We start from the raw sequence: 20442 nt of genomic DNA, 5'->3' as shown, positions 1-20442 counted from the left end.
CGGGCCTTTTCTTTGCTTATTGCGCCTTGGCCGCTTCGGGGGCCGCGATCGGGCCGCCCTTCACTTCCGGCGCGCCTTTCAGATAATGGGCCAGCCAGCCCTGCACCTCGCGGTAGAATTGGCGGCTATCCTCGGGCTTGGTGATCCAGTGCCAGGCATCGGGGAAGATCAGCAGGCGGCTGGGCACCTGCATCCGCTGCAAGGTCGACCAGGTTTCCAGCGTGTTCGCCAGCGGCACGCGGAAATCGCGCTCACCCGCGGTCAGCAGCATCGGCGTCTTCCAGTCCTTGCCATAAGTGATCGGGCTCTGGTCACGCCACACCGGGCTGTCGCCCCAGGGCGGACCGCCGCTCGCCACTTCGCGGCCATAGTTGAAGTCGCTGGTGCCCCACTGGGTCAACAGGTCGACTTCACCGGCATGGCTGACGATGCACTTGTAGCGGGTGGTGGTCGCCTCCATCCAGTTGGCGAGATGGCCGCCATAGCTGGCGCCGCCGATACAGGCATTGGCCGTGTCGATGAAGGCATAGCGCTTGCCGGCCTCATCCACTGCCTGGTTGATCTCGTTCGCCGGGCCACGCAGCGGATCGAGCTTGATCGCGCGCGAGAAGGCCTCGCCATAGCCGGTCGAGCCGGTATAGTCGGTCATCAGCACGACATAGCCGGCGCTCGCGAGCAGGTGATAATTCCAGCGCAGGCCGATCTGGTCCATGTTGGACGATGCCGGGCCGCCATGCATCAGCACCATCAGCGGATATTTCTTCGCCGGGTCGAACGCCGGGGGCGTGACGATCATGTTGTGGATGCGCCGGCCCTTGTCGGTGGTGAACCAGAAATGGTCCGGGCTGGCCCAGTCGATCGTTGCGGCGAGCGCCGTGTTGACGTTCGTCAGGTTCTTGTGCCGCTTGGCCGCCGGGTCGATCCGCACGATTTCCGCCGGGTTCACCGAACTGCCATAGCTGGCGATGATCTGCGTCGACTTGGCATCCGACGGAATGTCGATGCCGGCATAGCCGCCGACCTTGGGCGCGATCACCAGTTCGGGCGTGCCGCCGCTCACGGGCACACGATAGAGATTTTCCATCCCCGCGTCCGGCACGGTCAGATAGAGGCTGCGGCTGTCAGGCGTCACGGCATAGCTGTCCACCGCGCGATCGAAGCCGCCGGTGAGCAGCGTCGCTGCCCCGCCCGCCGGCCAGGCAACCCGGTGCAGCTTGGCCAGATCATAGACCTCCTGCCCCTGCGTGTTGAACTGGAAGATCAGGCTCTTGCCGTCCGGCGTGAATTTCATGTCGCCATATTCGCCCGGCGTCGGCGTCACCAGCACCGGCTCACCGCCATCAGCCGGCATGCGATAGAGGCCGAAATTGACGCGGGCATGGGCTGCGTTCCAGCGCTCGGTGGTGGCGGTGAAGACGATCTCCTTGCCGTCCGGGCTCCAGACCGGCGCCAGCGTCATGCCACCGTCGCTCTGGGCGTTACCGCCAAAGCCATCGGCCTGCGCCAGCTTGGTGGCGGACAATATATCACGCGCCGGCGCGCCCTCGGCCAGCGGCTGCAGCCAAAGGCTCGGCCGCTTGTCGTCCAGCCAGTCGTTCCAGTAGCGGATCGGGAAATGCTCATAGACGCGCATATTATATTTGCGCGCCTTGCGCTCCTCGGCCGTCTTCTTGTTGGCGGCGGCGTCCATCGCGCCGGGATAGACCGCGCTTTCGAACAGGATCGCCTGGCCATCGGGCCGCCAGATCGGCTTGCCTGCGCCGGTCGGGATGCTGGTCACGCGGCGAGCTTCGCCACCGGCCAGGTCCAGCACATAGATTTGCGCGACATCGTCGCCCTCGCGCTTGGCGGAAAAGGCGATTCGGCGGCTGTCGGGCGCCCAGGCCGGATCGCCCTCGCCCGCCTTGGTCGCGGTCAGGCGGCGCGGCGCGACCGATCCGTCGGCCGGCACGATCCACAGGTCGCTGACGGCGCCGTCCTTCTCATAGGATGGTTCGCTGAGCGCATAGACCACCCATTTGCCGTCCGGGCTTGCCACCGGCGCGCCGACGCGCTTCATCATCCACAGCGTTTCGTGGGTCAGCACCTGCTTGGGCTGCGCGATTGCCGGCGCGGCGCACGCGCCCGCCACCATTGCCGCCGACAGCAGCAAACGGGATATCATTGTCACGGTATCAAACCCCTGTTCTGACATTGGGCCGAACGGCCAGGCCGCATGGTCAGCACGATAGGCGCAGGATTTCAAGCAACAAGCGCGGCGACAACGGAGATGACACGCCCGTCCCACAGGCTGCCGCCCCGGTAAAAACCCCCATTTCCAATTTTCCGCCAATCGGCATCATGCGCCGATGACATGCCCACCTCCTGCATTGCCGGTCGATGCGCCGACCAACCTGCTCGATATCCCGTCCGGACATGAGGCCGAGGAACTGTTCGAGGATATAGTGTCGATGCCGGGCGTGCGGATCGAACGGATTATATCCCACGGCCACAGCACACCGCCGGAGCGCCCCTATGTCCAGCATTGGGATGAATGGGTGCTGGTGCTGGCCGGGACCGCCGAACTGCTGCTGGAAGGGATCGGCACCTATCGCCTGGAACCGGGGGATCATCGACTGATTCGAGCGGGCATCCCGCACCGCGTCACCCATACGGACGCGCCGACCATCTGGCTTGCCATCCACATCGGCGAAGCCTGAAAAATCGGCGGGAAAGGACGAAAATGCGCCCGTTCCGCAAGCGCATGCATATGCACAGATTTTTTTCAGAAATGGCAAAAGCAGCGCTTGCCATTTGGGACAAGCCGCTGCATATGCGCGGCCTGCCCGGCGCAAGCGGGGCTGCTCCCCGATAGCTCAGCGGTAGAGCATTCGACTGTTAATCGAATGGCCGTAGGTTCGAATCCTACTCGGGGAGCCACTATTTCAGCCCTTGGCAAGGCCGGGCTGGCTCCAGACAATCTGAAATTCAGCGCATCGCACGATTGCGGCACGCACAGCGCGCAGATGCATTGCGGGCCGGAACCTCTCGGCCCGGCCCGCATGAAGTCATGGTCACGCCCGAAAGCGCGATGCGATCAGCGCGATGCGAACTGACGGCCGCGCGTCGATGCCACGGCCCAGCGCTGCGGCGTCGCGTTCGGTGCGCCTTCCCGCACGAAGCACTGGCCATGCTGTGCCTTGATCGACTGGCACAAAGTCTGCGCATCCGCACGGCTGCCAAAGCCGCTGATCGCGATCCGGTGGAAGGTCCGGCCATTGACGGTCGCCTGGCTGGTCAGCACCGGGAAGGCGGCGATGCGTCCGTTGACGCGCGCCATGCTGGTCCATTTTTCCTTGGCGACGGCCGGCGAATTGAAGGCGCCAAGCTGAACCACCCAGGCGCTCGCGCCCGTGGTCACCGGCTTGATATAGGCAACCTGCTGCAACCGCGCTGCCGGGCTGGCGAGCGGGGCAGCCTTACCCTTGACCGGCTTGGCCTTGGCCGCCGGGCCTTCTACGACGAAGTCGCGTTTGGCGGCGACGCGCACTGGCGCCGGCTTGGGCGCAGCCTTGACCGCGGGTGCGGGCGTGGACGCCGGCACGGCAGTTTCGATGATCCGGGTGTTGAGCGCGGGCGCGGCAGGAGCCGGCTCGGCCGCCGCCATCTCGATCGGCGATCCGGTCGGCAGGTCCAGTACCGGGGCCGGCTCGGTCGACGCGGCGGCCAACGCCATCGGTGCAGCATCCGGCGCAGCGGGCGCCAGCGCCAGCACCGCCGGCTGGCCCTGATCGGCGCCGTTGACGGTAACGCCCATCAGCGCGGCGACGCGCTGCGGCGCCAGTGCCGGGTCGGCCATGCCGGCCCATTGGGCAATACGCTGATTGGCGGCAAGCGGCGCCAGATCCAGCCCGGCGACCAGCCGCGCATCCTTCCAGCGACCGGCCAGCGCATAGGCATAGGCCAGGTTCTGGCGGGTGCGCGCATTGGCCGACGGATCCTGGATCGCGGCGGACAGGATGCGGACGCCTTCGGTCGGATCACCGGCCATCGCCAGCGCCAGACCATAATCGCCCGCCGGCACATTGTCGGTATTGGCCGCCAGCAGATCGCGCGCGGCGTCATTCTTGCCCAGCGCCACCTCGACCAGCGCCAGGCTGACGATGGTGCGCGAATCGCGGTTGCCCAGCGTCATCGCGTCGGTGAAGGCCGTCTCGGCCGAAACGAAGCGGCCATCCAGCACATAGGCTCGGCCCAGCAACTGGCGATATTGCGCATTGTCGGGCGCCGCCTGCACGGCCGCTTCCGCTGCCTGCACGGCCTTTGCGCCGTCGCGATCGGCCAGCGCCTTTTCTGCCGCCTCGGCCGGCTTGCCGGAATTGGCGTGCTTGACCGCCGCCGATCGCGGATGGAATGCCGCGCCGGTGCAGCCGACCATCGTCGTCGCCACCATCAAGGAGGAAACGGCCGCCTTGCCAAATGCCGTTCGTTTCATGACCTTACCCACCTATAATCAAAGATCGCCGCGTCAGTGCGGCAATTGCTGGGCAAGCCGATCAATTTCGGGCAGCCCTTCGAGGAAAGCATCCAGTGCTTCGGTAACAACCTGTTGCGCCGACCGGCCGGTCACGGCCGCCGCGAGGCGCAGCTTGAGATGACGCCCCGCGTCCAGCCGCAACGTGAAGGCCGCCTTGCGTGCGTTGTCGACCGCCATCGCCTTGGGCGGTGCAGCGCGCATCGGCGCCGGCTTTGCCCGCATCGGCTTGGCAGCCATCACCATCTCGGCCTGTTCCGGCTCGGCTTCCACCGTCTCGGGCAGAACGACCTGCGCCACGCGCTCGGCCAGTTCCTCGCGTTCGGTCACGACCGCCGGCACCGGAACCGGCGCAAGCACCGCGCTCATCGGCGTCAGGCCGGTGGCAACGGGCGCGGTCGGCGCGGCAGGCTCGTCATCGTGCATCGGCACGTCGAAACCCATGTCGTTCCAGCCCAGATCATCGGACACCATGCCGCCATTGCTCGGGCGACCAAAGCCCAGCATCGGGCGGCGCATCGCCGGCGTGGCGGCGCCCTTGCGCGCCAGCAGGCCGGACGTCAGGGAAGCGATCGGTTTGGCTTCAGCCATGATAGCCCCCTTTTCTTACTGCACGACGCGGCGGCCGAAGCCACCACCGGCGGGACGCGAAGCAGCGGCGGTGCCGACGCTGTTCTGGGGCACGGAAAAGACCGTGCGGCGGAAATTCTTTTCCAGGCGATCGGAGATATAGCTCCACAGCCCGGTCACTTCGGCGGCCGACTTGCCCTTGGGATCGACCTCCATCACCGTGCGCCCGTCGATCATCGAGGCGGCGAAATCGGTGCGATGGTGCAGCGTCACCGGCGCCACCGTGCCATGCTGCGACAAAGCGACAGCGGCTTCGGAGGTGATGCGCGCCTTGGGCGTCGCGGCATTGACGACGAAGATCAGCGGCTTGCCGGCGCGCTCGCACAGGTCGACCGTGGCACCGACGGCGCGCAGGTCATGCGGGCTCGGGCGGGTCGGCACGACGATCAGTTCGGCAACCGAAATCACGCTCTGGATCGCCATGGTGATGGCCGGCGGCGTATCGATCACGGCCAGCTTGAAACCCTGCTGGCGCAGAATTTCGAGGTCGGCGGCCAGCCGCGCAACCGTGGTCTGGGCAAAGGCGGGATATTCAGCCTCGCGCTCGTTCCACCAGTCAGCCAGCGAACCCTGGGGATCGATGTCGATCAGGACGACCGGACCGGCCCCGGCCAACTGGGCCTGTACGGCCAGATGACCGGACAGGGTCGTCTTGCCCGATCCGCCTTTTTGCGATGCCAATGCCAATATGCGCACGCGCCTTCCCCCAGGTAAATCCAGTTCCGAAACGATTTGGCATGGCGCCGCCTAAAATTCGGTTAACTGGTCTGGCAACCTTGTTGAGGATCACCTATTCCCGGTTTCACATCATGGATCCGGCAATGCTAAGAAGACGTTAACCTTGTTTGACGATAGTGCCGGATGAATATTCCGGTCTGGAGCATGGATATGAAGCCTATCTGGGGAGCCGTTGCGTTCGGCACGCTGTTGACGGCCGCCTTGCCGGCGCTTGCCGATGTGAAGGCCGGCGTCGATGCCTGGCAGCAGGGCGATTATGCCAAGGCGATCACCGAATGGCGCCCGCTCGCCAATGCCGGCGATCCCGATGCGCAGTTCAATCTGGGCCAGGCCTACAAGCTCGGCCGCGGCGTTCCGGCCGATCTCAGCAGCGCGGTCGACTGGTATCGCAAGGCGACGGCGCAGGGCCATGCCCGCGCCGAGGATAATCTGGGCCTGCTGATGTTCCAGCAGGGCGATCGCGCCGGGGCAATGCCCTATCTCCAGCATGCCGCCGCCCGCGGCGAAACCCGCGCGCAATATATTGTCGGCACCGCCCTGTTCAACGGCGACATGGTCGGCAAGGATTGGGTCCGCGCCTATGCGATGATGACCCGCGCCTCCGCCTCCGGCCTGCCACAGGCAACCACCAGCCTGCAGCAGATGGACAAATATATCCCCGCCGACCAGCGCAAGCAGGGCCTTGCCCTGGCCTCGTCGATGGAGGCGCAGGAAAAGAGCCTGGCCAGCGCCAGCCTGACCCTGCCGGCGACAGCGGCCCAGCCCCGCCCGGCTTCTCCCGCCCCGGCACCAGCAAAGCCAGCGCCCGCACCCGTGACCCAGGTCGCGGTCGCCAAGCCGCAGCCGGTCGCGCCCAAGCCGGCACCGGAGGCAGCCAAACCAGCCCCCTCCAAGCCCGCGCCACCCAAGCCCGCGCCGTCCAGGATGCCGGCACCGGCCGCCGGCGGCGACTGGCGCGTCCAGCTTGGCGCGTTCGGCGACGAAGGCCGCGCCCGTGCGCTGTGGAGCCAGTTGACCCGCAAGGTCAGCGGCCTCTCCGGCTATCAGCCCTATCTGGTCAAGGCTGGCAGCGTCACCCGCCTTCAGGCCGGACCGATCGCCAGCAGCGCCGACGCCTCGCGCCTGTGCAGCAGCATCAAGGCCGCCGGCGCGGACTGCATGCCGAAGAAGAACTAGTCACCCAAGCGCGGGCGCCTAATCCGCGCCCGCGCTCGCCAGCATCCAGGCGCGGAACCGTGCCAGACCCGGATGGCCGCCAAGCCCCGTGGGATAGACCAGATAATAGGCCTGCTCGCTGGACAGCGGTCGGTCGAACGGAATGACCAGGCTGCCCGACTCCAGCTCCGGTTGGATCAGGAAGCTGGGGATCAGCGCCACGCCCGCCCCCGCCACCACCGCCTGCGCCAGCATCAGGAAATGCTCGAACGCCGGCCCCGGCGGCAACGGCCCCGCCTCGACGCCCGCTGCCACGAACCAGCGCACCCAGGCGTCGCGCCGCGAACTCTGGCTCAGCAGCGGCTTGCCCAGCAGATCGGCCGGCGACCGCAGCCCATTGGCCGCCAGCCAGTCCGGCGCGCAGACCGGCACCATCTGTTCGCGAAACAGATAATCCTGCGCCACGCCGGGCCATTCCTCCGGCAGGCCATAATGGATCGCCGCGTCAAACTCCTCCTGCGCGAAATCGAACGGGTCGGATCGCGATGCGAAATCCACCACCAGATCGGGATGCAGCGCGCTGAGGCCCGGCAGGCGCGGCGCCAGCCAGCGCATGCCGAAGCTGGGCAGGGTCGCGATCCGCAGCGCCCCCTGCGCCCGCCGCGCCGCCACCCGCCGGGTCGCCCGCCGGATCCTATCGAGCGCCGGACGGATCTCCTCGGCATAGGCCTGCCCCGCCTCGTTCAGTTGCACCCGCCGCCCGACCCGGTCGAACAGAGGCGTCTGCAACCAATCCTCCAGCAGCGCGATCTGGCGACTGACCGCGCTCTGGGTCAGCCCCACCTCCACCCCGGCGCGCGAGAAGCTGCCATGGGTCGCGGCCGCGTCGAAACTGTTGAGCGCGCTCATCGGCGGCAGCCATTTGCGCGCCCTATCCATTCCCGTTCCGCATCAAGTGATGACAGCTCCCTATTTGCGCGACCCACCCTATCCTGCGATAAGGGCGCTGTCATCGTGGAGCGTTCTTATGTCGTCGCAGAATGAAGGAAGCATCGTCGCCCTGGTCCAGTCGGTGCTGGGCGAAGACGCCGGCAAGGCCGCACTGGACGCATTAGCGATCGATCCCGCACTGCTCGCGCAAAGCGGCCCGACCGTCAGCCGCGCCGCCTTTGCCATGGCGATGAACGTCATCCTGTTCCACGACCTGCTCGAACGGGTGCCGAGCGGCGCCGCCTATGTCGCCGACACGCTGGCGCGCGGCGGCCGGGTGATGTTCGACCATGGCGCGCTGCGCACCATCCGCTTTGCCGATGGGCCGACCGGCGCCCTGCCCGCTGGCGAGGATGCCTTCACCCGCATCTTCCTGCCCTTGGGCTATCGCATGGCTGCCCTCTATCCGCTCGATCGCCTCAGGATGACCGGCCGCGCCTATGCCCATGTCGACGCGCCCGAGGCGATCCCGCAATTCTTCCTGTCCGAACTCCATGTCGACCGGTTCGACGCGGAATTTGGCGAAGCGGCGACCCGCATCTTCGGCACCTCGCGCGATCCGCTCGATGCCCCGACCATCGCCCTGCTCGACCGCTATGCCGCCGGCGAGCCAGTCGGCTTCGATGATGCCGCCGCCGCCCTGCCCGTCATCGTCTCCGCCTTCGACCGCCAGCATGAACCGCCGGCCTTTGCCGATTATGAGCTGCTCCTCTCCCGCTCCAACGAAGCCGCCTGGATCGCGACCGAGGGCAATGCCTTCAACCATGCGACCGATCGCGTGCCCGATGTCGCGGCGCTGGCCGATCGGCTCAAGGCGGAAGACCGCCCGATGAAGCCCAAGCTCGAAATCTCCGCCACCGGCCGCGTCCGCCAGACCGCCTTTCGTGCCGACAGCGTCGAACGCCTCTTCGCCGACCGCGACCTGCGCACCGTGCCCGGCTCCTTCTACGAATTCATCAGCCGCGATATCGACCCGGATACCGGCACGCTGGACCTCGCCTTCGACACCGGCAACGCCACCGGCATCTTCGCCATGACCAGCGCCAAGGCTTGATCGCGGTCCCGGCTTGGGGCAACGCCTCGGCAGAATTGCTGGGAGCCGCAGAGTGAACGACAAGACCATCCCGTCCTGGATATTGACCCTGGTCTGCGCCGACCGCGTCGGCATCGTTGCCGCGGTCAGCCAGTTCCTCGCCGAACGGGGCGGCTTCATCACCGACAGCCAGCAATATGCCGATCGCGAGGCCGGCCTCTTCTTCATGCGCGTCGCGTTCGAGGCGACCGACACCGGCATGCGCTTCGATACCGCCGGCCTGCGCGACGAATTTGCCGACATCGGCACCCGCTTCGCCATGGACTGGCGCCTCACCGAAGCGGCCGAACGCCCGCGCATGCTGATCGCCGTGTCGAAGGGGTCGCACTGCCTCGCCGACCTGCTGCATCGCTGGCAGACCGGCACGCTGGCGGTCGACATCATGGGCGTCGTATCCAACCATCCCGACATGCGCCGCATCACCGAATGGCACGGCATTCCCTATCATGAGTTGCCGCCCAATGGCGACAAGGCCGCGCAGGAGGCCGCCCTGCTCGACCTGTTCGATCGCAGCCGGTCGGAATATCTGATCCTCGCCCGCTATATGCAGGTGCTCTCGGAAAATCTGGTCGATCGCCTGGCAGGCCGCTGCGTCAACATCCATCACAGCTTCCTGCCCGGCTTCAAGGGCGCCCGCCCCTATCACCGCGCCCATGAGCGCGGCGTCAAGCTGATCGGCGCGACCGCCCATTTCGTCACCGCCGACCTCGACGAAGGCCCGATCATCGAACAGGCGGTCGAGCGCGTCGACCATCGCGCCACCGCCGACGACATGATCCGCATCGGCCGCGATATCGAGGCCCAGGTGCTGGCCCGCGCCGTCGGCTGGCTCGCCGACCGGCGCGTGCTACGCAATGGCGGCAAGACGGTGGTGTTCCGGTAGGAAGGCCAAACTGCCCGACATCCGTTCGGTTCGAGCCTGTCGAGAACCCTATACGGCCCTTCTAGACAAGCGCGAAGCGAACGGCCGTTAAAGCCCCAATCGCGCCCAGAAATCGCCCGGCGCCAGCACAGCCTCAGCGCTGCGGTTGCGCTCGACGCGCGACCAGCTGCTATGGGGAATATGGATTTGCGGGGTCTGGTCCTGTCGCTGCTGGCGGACACGGGCTTGCTTATGGGTCATCGTCTTCTCCTTGTGCGGGAGGAACACGAAACCGGGCGTTGTCGCTTGGGTACCGTGCGCTTTAGCCGTTGGTAACGCGGAGCAAGCTGACATCCTTCAAAAGCCGCGGAGCGAAACGCTCGATACTCTATCTACCCATCAAATAGAGAAAGGCAAAATAGCTTATCTTGTGCCGCGACCATCCGGGCTTTGCCCAGACGGCCCACGATCAACCCAGCCGCGCGGCATGCCAGCGCAGATGATCGTCCATGAAGCTGGAGATGAAATAATAGCTATGATCATAGCCGTCGCGCAGATGGAGCGTCAGGTCGATGCCCGCCGCATCGCAGGCCGCGCGCAGCAATTCGGGGCGCAACTGCCCCTCCAGGAAGCTGTCTCCCGCGCCCTGGTCCACCAGCAGCGCATCGATCCGCGCCCCATCCTCGATCAGCGCGACGGCGTCATGCTTGCGCCACGCCGCCCGGTCCTCGCCCAGATAGCCGCCCAGCGCCTTCTCGCCCCAGGGCACCTGCCCCGGCGCCACGATCGGCGCGAAGGCGGAGACCGCACGATAGCGCTCGGGATAGGTGAGCCCGACGGTCAGCGCGCCATGGCCGCCCATGCTGTGCCCCATGATCGACTGGCGATCCATGTCGGCGGGGAACTGGTCCGCGATCAACGCCGGCAATTCCTGCGTCACATAGGACCACATGCGATAATGGGCGGCATAGGGCGCCTGCGTCGCATCGACATAGAAGCCTGCGCCCAGGCCAAAGTCCCAGGCGCCGTCCGGATCGTCGGCCACCCCCTCGCCGCGCGGCGAGGTATCGGGCGCGACGAAGATCAGCCCCAGTTCCGCGCAGGCCCGGCGAAACTCGCCCTTTTCGGTCACATTGGCATGGGTGCAGGTAAGGCCGGACAGATACCAGACCACCGGCAGCTTCGCGCCGGGCGCATGCGGCGGCACGAAGACGGAGAAGGTCATCTCCGTCCCCGTCTCGCGCGAGGCGTGGCGATAGACGCCCTGGATGCCGCCAAAGGCCTGATTGGTCGAAACCGTCTCCACCCGTTCTTCCTTCCTCAGCCGATCCGATGCAGGCCGCATAGCTTGTTGCCGGCGGGATCGCGCAGATAGGCGAGATAGAGCTTGCCGAAGCCGCCCTCGCGCACGCCCGGCGGATCTTCGCAAGCCGTGCCACCCGCCGCGACCCCGGCCGCATGCCAGGCATCGGCCTGCTCGGTCGATGCCATGCGGAAACCGATCGTGCCGCCATTGGCATGGCAGGCCGGTTCCCCGTCGATCGGTTTTGTGACCATGAACAGCGCGCCGTCATGCATGTAGATCAGCCGCCCCTTGTCGTCCTGCATCGCCGGCTTGCCGCCGACCGCACCGAACAGCGCATCATAAAAGGCGCGCGAAACGTCGAGATCATTCGATCCCACCATCACATGGCTGAACATGGTCACTCTCCCGTTGGGTAATCGGTTCAGAAGACGACGACGCTGCGGATGCTCTCGCCCGCATGCATCAGGTCGAACCCCTTGTTGATGTCCTCCAGCCCCATGACATGGGTGATCATCGGGTCGATCTCGATCTTGCCGGTCATATACATGTCGACGATCTTGGGCACGTCGGTGCGGCCCTTGGCCCCGCCAAAGGCCGTGCCGCGCCAGTTGCGGCCCGTGACCAGCTGGAACGGACGGGTGCTGATTTCCTTGCCGGCCTCGGCCACGCCGATGATGATGCTGGTGCCCCAGCCGCGATGGCAGGCCTCCAGCGCCACGCGCATCACTTCGGTATTGCCGGTGGCGTCGAACGTGTAGTCCGCGCCGCCATCCGTCATCGCGACGATCGCGGCGACCACTTCCTCGCGGCTCATGCCCCTGGAGTTGAGGAATTCGGTCATGCCGAACCTGCGGCCCCATTCCTCTCGATCGGGATTGATGTCGACGCCGATGATCTTGTTCGCGCCGGCCAGGCGCGCGCCCTGGATGACGTTGAGGCCGATGCCGCCCAGGCCGAAGATCACGACATTGTCGCCCACCTGCACCTTGGCGGTGTTGATCACTGCGCCCACGCCCGTGGTGACGCCGCAGCCGATATAGCAGCTGCTCTGGAACGGCGCGTCCTCGCGGATCTTGGCCAGCGCGATCTCGGGCAGGACGGTGAAGTTGGAGAAGGTCGAACAGCCCATATAATGGAAGATCGGCTGGCCCTTGTAGGAAAAGCGGGTCGTGCCGTCAGGCATCAGCCCCTTGCCCTGGGTCGCGCGGATCGCGGTGCAGAGGTTCGTCTTGCCGCTCAGGCACGACTTACACTGGCGGCATTCCGGCGTGTAGAGCGGGATGACATGGTCGCCCGGCACCAGGCTGGTGACGCCAGCACCTACTTCGCGGACGATGCCGGCGCCCTCATGGCCCAGGATCGAAGGGAAGATGCCCTCGCTGTCGAACCCGTCCAGCGTATAGGCATCGGTATGGCAGATGCCGGTCGCCATGATCTCGACCAGGACTTCGCCCGCCTTGGGGCCTTCCAGATCGACTTCGACGATTTCGAGGGGCTTCTTCGCTTCGAAGGCGACGGCGGCGCGGGTTTTCACGGCGGGCAACTCCCATGACTGGCGTGAACGGGCGCCCCGAGGACGCCCTGTTAAAAGCATTCCCGGCGTTCATATCGGTTCCGGCAGCAATTGCCAGCCGATACCGCTGTCCAAAGGAGAGGAAAATCCAGCAGGATCCGAAAAAAACAAAGCGCTTCCAGCGACTTGCATCGCCAAATGGATCGCCCTGCCTTTCTCGGTCGCGTCCTGTTTAGAAGGACACGTTGTAAATGAACCAGCCCAGGATCAGCAGGCTGCTCACCAGACAGATACGATCGCCGAAGACATCAATTCGAGACATCTGACACATCCTTCACCCAAAAGACGATCTGCGCCGCCTGTTGAGGAAGAATACATCAGATAAATGGACGTGGGAACAGCAATCTCACGACAAGACGTGCCGCCAGGGCGATGAATGGAAATCGCAACATCTTGAAATTTTCGCTGCAGCGCACAGCGATCATTCAACTAATCGAACGATGCCAAAAAGCCGAATGGTGGCAGGCACTTACCGCGGTTCAGCGAAATGCTGCACCGCGGTGGCGCAGGAAGGAGGCGGTCGCCTCCTCCGGCCCGCGATAGGCTTCCTGAAACTCGGCGCTCCAATATTTCAGGTCATCGAGGTCGATTCGCGCGCCCGATACGGCGCAGAGCACGAACTGCCCCGGCCGTACCACGTCGAAATGCGGCGTGTCATAATGCAGCACCGCCAGCCCCTGAATATCCGCCGCCATCAGTCGCCGGTCAGGATGCGGTCGACCAGCTGCTTCACGGTCGGCACGAACCCGTTCGAATAGAAGGGATCCTGCTTGAAGCGATAGGCGGCATGGCCGGCGAACAGCAGATTCTTGTCCAGGTCGCCGCCATGGACCGATTCCTGCAGCGACTTCTGGATGCAGAAGCTGCGCGGATCAGCCAGGCGACCGGTGGAGTTGGTTTCACTGTCCATCCAGCTGGAGAAGCTGCACTGCGACAGGCAGCCCATGCAGTCGGTCTGGTCCTTGCGGATTTCCGCCTTCTCTTCCTCGGTCACGAAGACGAGCGTGTTGTCCGGCGTCTTGAGCGCGGAGGTGAAGCCCTGGCCCACCCATTCGCGCGCGCGCAGCAGGTCGCCTACCGTCACCCAGAAATTCTTGCCCTTCACGCCCGCGTCGAGCTGATGGGTATGGTCGCCTGCCTGCTCGGTGCTGAACGGGATCTGGCGGTCCGACCGCGCCTCCAGCGAACGCAGGAAGGGATTGCGGATCGCCGAACTGTAGAAGCCGGTGGGCGAGAATTTGTGCAGCAGCACGTCGCCCGGTTCCAACTGCATCAGCCGGTCCTTCCAATCCTGCGGGATCGGGCTTTCCTGGGTCAGCAGCGGACGGGTGCCGAACTGGAACATGATCGCACCCAGTTCGGGATTGTCGATCCAGTCGTTCCAGTCCTTGAGCGCCCAGACGCCGCCGGCCATGACGATCGGCACGTCGTCGGAAATGCCGCCTTCGCGCATCGTGGCGCGCAGGTCGCGCACGCGCGGATAGGGATCCTGCGGCGCGCGCGGATCTTCCGCGTTCGACAGGCCGTTGTGGCCGCCGGCCAGCCACGGATCTTCATAGACCACCGCACCCAGCCATTCCGATGCCTTGGAATAAGCGCGCTTCCACAGCGCGCGGAAGGCACGGCCCGACGACACGATCGGCAGATAGCTGACATTGTAGGAGGCAGCGATTTCGCTGAGCTTGTAGGGCATGCCCGCGCCACAGGTGACGCCGGCGACCATGCCCTTGGTCTTTTCCAGCACGCCGTGCAGCACGCGCTGTGCACCGCCCATTTCCCACAGCACGTTGATGTTGATCGCGCCCTTGCCGCCGGCAATCTCATAGGCGCGCTTCACCTGCTCGACGGCACCGTCGATGGCATAGGCGATCAGTTCCTCATGGCGGTCGCGGCGGGTGCGGCCATGATAGATTTGCGGGATGATATTGCCCATGGAGTCATAGCTGTCGGCATTGACCGCCGATACCGTGCCGATGCCCCCGGCAGCCGCCCAGGCGCCCGAACTGGCATGGTTGGAAACAGCAACACCCTTGCCACCTTCGACCAGCGGCCAGACTTCACGGCCACCATAGACGATGGGTTTCAAACCCTTGAACAACGACTTCTCCCGCGAAATGAACCGGCCTCCCCAGACCGGTTGAAATGTCGTCCTATAACAGTTTTTGTCAGGGATGACGAACTGTAGGGCGCCCTAGCGCAAAATGTGGGGGCTGGCCAGAGCCTCGCCATATAATGCGGCATAGGCGTCGACCATGGTCTTTTCGTCATAATCGCGCTGCGCCCGCGCCCGGTTTGCCGCCCCCAATGCGGCGCGCAATTCCGCGTCTGCGGCCAGCGCCCCCAGCGCGTCGGCCAGCCCCTGTTCGTCCGCCACGACAAAGGGACGATTGGCCGGCGCCACCATATTGGCAACGTCGCCGACATCGGTGGACGCCACCGGCAGTCCGGCCGCCATCGCCTCCACCAGCGAGATCGGGAACTGTTCGCTGTCCGACGACAAAGCGAAAATGTCGAACAGGCCGACGAAGCGCCAGGGGTCGGTCATGAACCCGGCCAGGCAGATATCGTCCAGCCCCTGCGCCGCTGCCTCGGCGAGGATCGCGTCGCGCTCCGGCCCCTCGCCCACCACCACCAGTTGCAGCCGTTCACGATGGGCCGCCACCGCGCGCACCAGCCGGGGAATATTCTTGACCGCCCGCAACCCCGCCAGCGTGCCGACCAGCAGCTTGCCCGGCGTGCGCACCAGCCCCGGTATCACATCCGCTGCCGGCGCCTGCGCATAGCGCGCCACATCGATGCCGTTGCGGATCAGATGCACCTTGCCCGCCGGCTGCTTCCACGCCTGATGCGCGATCCGCTCCAGCCGGGCCGAGGGCACGACCAGCGCCTGCGCCCGCCCCAGCGCCATGCGCCGATAGAGATTGCGCTGCGGCTTCAGCCCCGCCGCCTCATCGGCGTTGAAGCCATCCTCATGATGGATCAGCGGCGGCAGGCGCATCGACCGGGCGAACAGCCGGTGCGCCATCACCCCGTCCATCGCCCCCCAATTATAGCCCAGCACCAGGTCATAGCCGGACAGGAACTGCGCGATCGCGCGGAACCGCGCCAGCCCCGGCCGCCCGGCAAAGGGCGGCGCGGCGGGAAAATCGACCGGCACCTGCGGCGCGATCGCGCTTCGGGCACCCAGCGCCTCGGGCGCGGCGCTGACGATGCTGTGCCGCGCCTTGTCGCCCCAGATGTTCATCAGCCGGATCGCGCGGGCTTCCTTGCCGCCCAGCGTGAAGCTGCCATGGATATGCAGGATGCGCGGCGGGTCGCCCCGCCTCACGCCGCCGCCATCAGCCACGCAGCACGCGTTCCAGCAAACGGTCGATCCCGGCCGCCGCCTCCGGCTCGTCCAGCGCGGGCGCATGACCGACATCGGGCACCGTCACCAGTTCGGCGCTTACCCCCACCTCGCGCGCCATCCGCTCCGCCGTCGGCGCGCTCAGCAGGTCCGACCGACCCCCGCGCAGCAAAAGGGTCGGAATGCCCTGAAACGCCGCCATCACCGGCCACATGTCGACACCCGCCTCGCCGCCCGGCGCGCGCAGCGGCTCCGCGATCCGCATGTCATAGTCGAGCACGATCCGCCCGCCGCTGTTCAGTCGATAGAGCCGCTTGGCCATGGCCAGCCATTGCTCCAGCCCATAGGCCGGATAGACATCGCCATTCGCTTCCTCCAGCGCGCGGGCAGCATGGACCCAGCTCGGGTGCGACTGGCCGACGCCGACATAGCCACGAATCCGCTCCAGCCCCGCTTCGTCCAGCGTCGGGCCGACATCGTTCAGCACCGCGCCGGCCAGCCATTCGCGATGGGTGGCGGCGATGAGCATGGTGATGATCCCGCCCAGCGACGTGCCGACCGCCACGAAGCGGGTGATCGCCAGGTCCGCCAGCAACCGGCCGATATCCTGCAGATAGGTGAGCGGCACATAGCTCATCGGATCCTTGGCATAGGCGCTTTCGGCGCGCCCCCGCATATCCGGACAGATCACTCGCCAATCGCCCGCCAGCCGCTGCGCCAGCGGCTCGAAATCGCGCGCATTGCGGGTCAGCCCCGGCAGGCACAGCACGGGCGGTCGCCCGTCCTCGCCGCCCGCATAGTCGCGATAATGCAGCCGCAGTCCATCCGGGGACCACCAATATGCGTCACTATAGCCGGTCAAGCTTGATCCTTCCGCCCATGCTCCCCCATATCGCCGCATGGACAACAAGCCGCAAGCCGCCAATTACCACCCCGCCACGGAAATCACCGCGCTGATGCCCGACATCGCCGATCCGGTGCATGCTGCGGACTTTCCACAGACCCTGTTGCGCTTCCGCAATGACCGCGCCGCCGCCACTGTCGGCCTCGATCATCTGAGCGACGAAGAGTGGATAGCCCATTTCGGCCGCTTCGCGCCGCTGGCCGGCACACTCCCCCAACCGCTCGCCCTGCGTTACCATGGCCATCAGTTCCGCCATTATAATCCCGATATCGGCGACGGCCGCGGCTTCCTCTTCGCCCAGATGCGCGACGCGGACGGCCGCCTGCTCGACCTTGGCACCAAGGGATCGGGCCAGACCCCCTATAGCCGCTTTGGCGACGGGCGCCTGACGCTCAAGGGCGGCGTGCGCGAGATTTTGGCGACCGAGATGCTGGAGGCGCTGGGCGTCAACACGTCGAAGACCTTCTCGATCATCGAGACCGGCGAGGCGCTGGAGCGCAATGACGAGCCATCCCCCACGCGCGGCGCGGCGATGGTCCGCCTCAGCCATTCGCACATCCGCATCGGCAGCTTCCAGCGCGCCGCCTATATCGAGGATAATGGGCTGCTCAAACGGCTCACCGACTACGCCCTCACCCGCCTCTATGGGGAACAGCCCGGCGACAATCCGCCCGCCCAGTTGCTCGGCCGCGTGGTCGATCGCACCGCGGACCTGGCCGCCAGCTACATGGTCGCCGGCTTCGTCCATGGCGTGCTCAACAGCGACAATATCAATGTCACCGGCGAGAGCTTCGACTATGGCCCCTGGCGCTTCACGCCGCTCTGGGACGCGGGCTTTACAGCCGCCTATTTCGACCATGCCGGCCTCTATGCCTTCGCCCGCCAGGCCGAGGCGATCCACTGGGACGTCGCCCAGCTTGCCGTGTCGCTACGCCCGCTGACCGAAGCGCCGCCACTGATCGAACAGCTCGAACGCTTCCCCGCCCTCTATGCCCAGGCGATGCAGCGCCGCTTCTGCTGGCGCCTCGGCATCCAGCCAGGCACGGACAGCGCCGCCATGACCGAAACCGCCGTGCGTGCGATGATGACCACCGCGACGCCGATCGACATCTTCTTCCACGACTGGCGCGGCGGCACGCCCCGCAACCCCGCCCGCTACAGCGAACCGATCTGGGCCGAACTGCGCGACCAACTGACCAACCACCCGCCCGTCCCCGGCGCCTGCGACCACGCCTATTGGTCGGACGACGCCCCCTGCTCCATGCATATCGACGAGGTGGAAGCGATCTGGAGCGCGATCGACCAGTCCGACGACTGGGCCCCGCTCCACGCCAAGGTCACCGCCATCCGCCGCATGGGCGAAGCGCATGGGGCAGCGCCGGCGCTGCCGTGAGAAAGGCCCAGACCCGGCAAAGCAAGTGTCACCACACCTGATCGCGTGGCGGAATGGGGTGGGAACAAGACATAGCTCCTCCCTTCCAGGGAGGGGTTGGGGTGGGTTGCGAGCGAAGCGAGCTTCTGCCCTATCGACCGTAGACCGCCGCTACGCGGCGCACCCACCCCCGGCCCCTCCCTGGAAGGGAGGGGAGTAGGAAACGCCCGCTTCTGGTCGATCTTGGCCTATCGTTGCGGGAGCTTCGCTGAGCCATCAGGGTTGCGAAGCCGAGAAGCTACCTCAGCAGATACCTTTTCCGCAGACGCTGGCCATCCATCGGCCTCTAGTTCGCCAACGCATCCCCAACAATCACCGCCACAGTTCGTGGAAAGGGGATCGGCATCTATGCCAAGAATGCGACCGCATGTGTTGCATCTAGGCTCATGAATGGGCTGTTCCATCGAGCCTGTTTGCAGCTTTGCCAGAACGTCTGCAATTGAGATCAGTGGGGAACCATGCGAACGTCGAAAACTGGTCGATGCGCGACCGTCCAGTCCTTCTGGCCCATTCAGACTTCACCGTCCCCTCAGTCCCTCGGCAAACTGCACGAGCGTGCAGTCCCTATCCGACCTGCATGGCCCCATTACGTCCAAAAAGGCGGGCCAGCCTTTCCCGGTGGCGACGATGATGCTGCCACGCCCCTCCGCGACGCCAATGCGGGCCCTGGGGTCAATGCGGAGTTTGACGGCTGCGCGGCTGCCCTGCCCCCCCTTTTGGGGATGATTGCCCTCGTAGATACCGAACCTCTGGCCCATCCATGAGACATCATGGACGTTGAAATCTGGCCCTTCTTGGGTGCGGGTGATCTTAGCCCCATCGGGGAGGCAGAAATTCTCTGTGCATGGTCCTGCCGGTTCACTTACGGCCGGTGTGCAGGCTTCCAATGCAATCACGATCAGCGGCAGGCAGCATATCCTCATGCAGTCATCGTGTCAGGCGCGGTAGACATGAGCAAGAGCAGCGCAGTCCGCCGCTCAGGCCTGTCGATACTTGCAGGGCAATGGGGCCGCTGACGGCAGCTTTGTGGAAAGCGCATCCCGCATCGGATTGGCTGAAAATGGCCATTCCCACCCTGTCCTATTCCGCCTTTCTCTGATCTACCCTTCGGCATGGATCAATCACACGATCTTCACGCCATCTCGCGGTCGCTCCGCAATCGCCTGCTGGCGCATGGGCGTCGCTTCACTGTCGCCCCGCTGTCGCGTCACCGAGGCGTGGTGATGACCCGATTTCGATGCGCGCGTCGCTTCACAGGCGCGCCGTCGGCGCGTCGCAGAGGCGTCACCGGCGCATTTCGCCGGAATCAGCCTCACGACACTGTGAACTTCGACTGTCGCGTCGATTTCCGGTCGAGACCCGCCAGCAATTTTCAGGAAGAAGCCGGATCCGTCCGGCCGATTACAGCTGATCGCAGCAGCGTAACACGGAAAAAGCGTCCCGCCTTTGCCCCGGAAGGCGGGACGGGACGCTCCATCGGTCGCAGGCCGCCCCGTGATAACCATGCGCGGGCCGCGTCCGTCGAACCAACGACATCGGAGCGAGGCCGTTCCGGCGTTGATCGCGGGCCTGGCGCGACCTGCCGCAAAATCCGCCCCATCCGGGCAGCCTCCCGGCATCGCGTCGCCGGGAGGCGCTGCGCCTCAGCGCCGGGCAAGCTGAACGGCCGACTTGTGGCTGATGGTCAGGCCCGCATCGGCCCAGTCCTGCTTGCTGCGGCAATCGACCAGCGGGATGCGCGAATTGGCGCGCGTCTCGCGGAAGCAGTAGCGGTCGGTCTTTTCTTCATAGCTGACCTTCGCGTTGCCGAACTTGCCTTCGGGCTGGGCGAAGGCCGGCGTGGCGGCAACGGTCATGGCGGCAGCGGTGGCGATGATGGCGATGGTCTTCATGAGCAAAT

19 protein-coding genes and 1 tRNA gene are annotated in these 20442 nt (G+C 65.7%); 6 read left to right on the top strand and 14 right to left on the bottom strand.

The genetic code is table 11. The features are described from left to right. Positions 1-16: 16 nt before the first annotated feature. Entirely contained in the window at positions 17-2164 is a 2148-nt protein-coding gene (locus AC0KVN_RS06770; protein WP_435566625.1) for a dipeptidyl-peptidase 5, read from the bottom strand. A 184-nt stretch (positions 2165-2348) separates the two neighbouring features. On the opposite strand from AC0KVN_RS06770, the gene AC0KVN_RS06765 reads away from it, so the two are divergent. Both AC0KVN_RS06765 and AC0KVN_RS06760 read left to right on the top strand, forming a co-directional pair. Further along, complete coding sequence (locus tag AC0KVN_RS06765; RefSeq protein ID WP_247594256.1) at positions 2349-2699, top strand: cupin domain-containing protein; 351 nt, start codon at positions 2349-2351, stop codon at positions 2697-2699. Positions 2700-2844: 145 nt separating this feature from the next. Then, a tRNA-Asn gene (locus AC0KVN_RS06760) sits at positions 2845-2919 on the top strand. Between the two features lie 157 nt (positions 2920-3076). Here the strand turns inward: AC0KVN_RS06760 and AC0KVN_RS06755 are convergent. Genes AC0KVN_RS06755 through AC0KVN_RS06745 form a run of 3 tightly spaced genes read right to left on the bottom strand, consistent with a single transcriptional unit; the run spans position 3077 to position 5839 of the window. Beyond that, positions 3077-4474 (bottom strand): SPOR domain-containing protein, encoded by a 1398-nt coding sequence (locus tag AC0KVN_RS06755; RefSeq protein WP_435566459.1) that lies wholly within the window; start codon positions 4472-4474, stop codon positions 3077-3079. Positions 4475-4507: 33 nt separating this feature from the next. Continuing rightward, positions 4508-5104 carry a hypothetical protein gene (locus AC0KVN_RS06750; RefSeq protein WP_435566458.1) on the bottom strand — a complete coding sequence of 199 codons (597 nt, stop codon included), beginning with the start codon at positions 5102-5104 and terminating at the stop codon, positions 4508-4510. A gap of 15 nt (positions 5105-5119) precedes the next feature. After that, positions 5120-5839 (bottom strand): ParA family protein, encoded by a 720-nt coding sequence (locus tag AC0KVN_RS06745; RefSeq protein ID WP_004212248.1) that lies wholly within the window; start codon positions 5837-5839, stop codon positions 5120-5122. Positions 5840-6025: 186 nt separating this feature from the next. On the opposite strand from AC0KVN_RS06745, the gene AC0KVN_RS06740 reads away from it, so the two are divergent. Continuing rightward, complete coding sequence (locus AC0KVN_RS06740) at positions 6026-7057, top strand: SPOR domain-containing protein (RefSeq protein WP_435566457.1); 1032 nt, start codon at positions 6026-6028, stop codon at positions 7055-7057. Positions 7058-7075: 18 nt separating this feature from the next. On the opposite strand, the gene gcvA is transcribed toward AC0KVN_RS06740, so the two are convergent. After that, positions 7076-7975, bottom strand: a complete 900-nt coding sequence (gene gcvA / locus AC0KVN_RS06735) for a transcriptional regulator GcvA (protein ID WP_435566456.1) — start codon at positions 7973-7975, stop codon at positions 7076-7078. Between the two features lie 88 nt (positions 7976-8063). Here gcvA and AC0KVN_RS06730 point away from each other — a divergent pair, with 88 nt between their 5' ends. Further along, positions 8064-9080 carry a DUF1338 domain-containing protein gene (locus tag AC0KVN_RS06730; protein ID WP_435566455.1) on the top strand — a complete coding sequence of 339 codons (1017 nt, stop codon included), beginning with the start codon at positions 8064-8066 and terminating at the stop codon, positions 9078-9080. A 52-nt stretch (positions 9081-9132) separates the two neighbouring features. Then, positions 9133-10002 carry a formyltetrahydrofolate deformylase gene (purU, locus tag AC0KVN_RS06725; protein WP_017500643.1) on the top strand — a complete coding sequence of 290 codons (870 nt, stop codon included), beginning with the start codon at positions 9133-9135 and terminating at the stop codon, positions 10000-10002. Between the two features lie 87 nt (positions 10003-10089). Here the strand turns inward: purU and AC0KVN_RS06720 are convergent, their stop codons facing one another. The 8 genes from AC0KVN_RS06720 to AC0KVN_RS06685 all read right to left on the bottom strand — a co-directional run bounded on the left by AC0KVN_RS06720 (position 10090) and on the right by AC0KVN_RS06685 (position 17068). Next, positions 10090-10242, bottom strand: a complete 153-nt coding sequence (locus AC0KVN_RS06720) for a hypothetical protein (protein ID WP_010338958.1) — start codon at positions 10240-10242, stop codon at positions 10090-10092. Positions 10243-10450: 208 nt separating this feature from the next. Further along, entirely contained in the window at positions 10451-11287 is an 837-nt protein-coding gene (gene fghA, locus AC0KVN_RS06715; RefSeq protein WP_435566454.1) for an S-formylglutathione hydrolase, read from the bottom strand. A 14-nt stretch (positions 11288-11301) separates the two neighbouring features. After that, the gene (locus AC0KVN_RS06710; RefSeq protein ID WP_037507140.1) at positions 11302-11682 is read right to left on the bottom strand and encodes a VOC family protein; all 381 of its coding nucleotides are present in this window, start codon (positions 11680-11682) and stop codon (positions 11302-11304) included. A 26-nt stretch (positions 11683-11708) separates the two neighbouring features. Continuing rightward, positions 11709-12821, bottom strand: a complete 1113-nt coding sequence (locus AC0KVN_RS06705) for an S-(hydroxymethyl)glutathione dehydrogenase/class III alcohol dehydrogenase (RefSeq protein WP_048937047.1) — start codon at positions 12819-12821, stop codon at positions 11709-11711. Positions 12822-13339: 518 nt separating this feature from the next. After that, positions 13340-13555 carry a DUF2093 domain-containing protein gene (locus tag AC0KVN_RS06700; protein WP_004212238.1) on the bottom strand — a complete coding sequence of 72 codons (216 nt, stop codon included), beginning with the start codon at positions 13553-13555 and terminating at the stop codon, positions 13340-13342. Continuing rightward, positions 13555-14958, bottom strand: a complete 1404-nt coding sequence (locus AC0KVN_RS06695) for an NAD(P)H-dependent flavin oxidoreductase (RefSeq protein ID WP_004212237.1) — start codon at positions 14956-14958, stop codon at positions 13555-13557. Before AC0KVN_RS06695 ends, AC0KVN_RS06700 begins: the two co-directional genes overlap by 1 nt. A gap of 93 nt (positions 14959-15051) precedes the next feature. Next, positions 15052-16206: a glycosyltransferase gene (locus tag AC0KVN_RS06690; RefSeq protein ID WP_435566453.1), complete on the bottom strand. Its 1155-nt coding sequence runs from the start codon at positions 16204-16206 to the stop codon at positions 15052-15054. Continuing rightward, positions 16199-17068 (bottom strand): alpha/beta fold hydrolase, encoded by an 870-nt coding sequence (locus tag AC0KVN_RS06685; protein ID WP_435566452.1) that lies wholly within the window; start codon positions 17066-17068, stop codon positions 16199-16201. Before AC0KVN_RS06685 ends, AC0KVN_RS06690 begins: the two co-directional genes overlap by 8 nt. Positions 17069-17105: 37 nt before the next feature. On the opposite strand from AC0KVN_RS06685, the gene AC0KVN_RS06680 reads away from it, so the two are divergent. Then, positions 17106-18503 carry a protein adenylyltransferase SelO family protein gene (locus AC0KVN_RS06680; RefSeq protein WP_435566451.1) on the top strand — a complete coding sequence of 466 codons (1398 nt, stop codon included), beginning with the start codon at positions 17106-17108 and terminating at the stop codon, positions 18501-18503. Between the two features lie 1682 nt (positions 18504-20185). Here AC0KVN_RS06680 and AC0KVN_RS06675 read toward each other — a convergent pair. After that, entirely contained in the window at positions 20186-20434 is a 249-nt protein-coding gene (locus tag AC0KVN_RS06675; RefSeq protein WP_435566450.1) for a hypothetical protein, read from the bottom strand. Positions 20435-20442 lie beyond the last annotated feature (8 nt).

The sequence above is a fragment of the Sphingobium sp. SG1 genome (genome assembly GCF_057063145.1).
The sequence above is the reverse complement of the archived record's forward strand: the minus strand, read 5'-3'. Positions and strand labels throughout refer to the sequence as shown.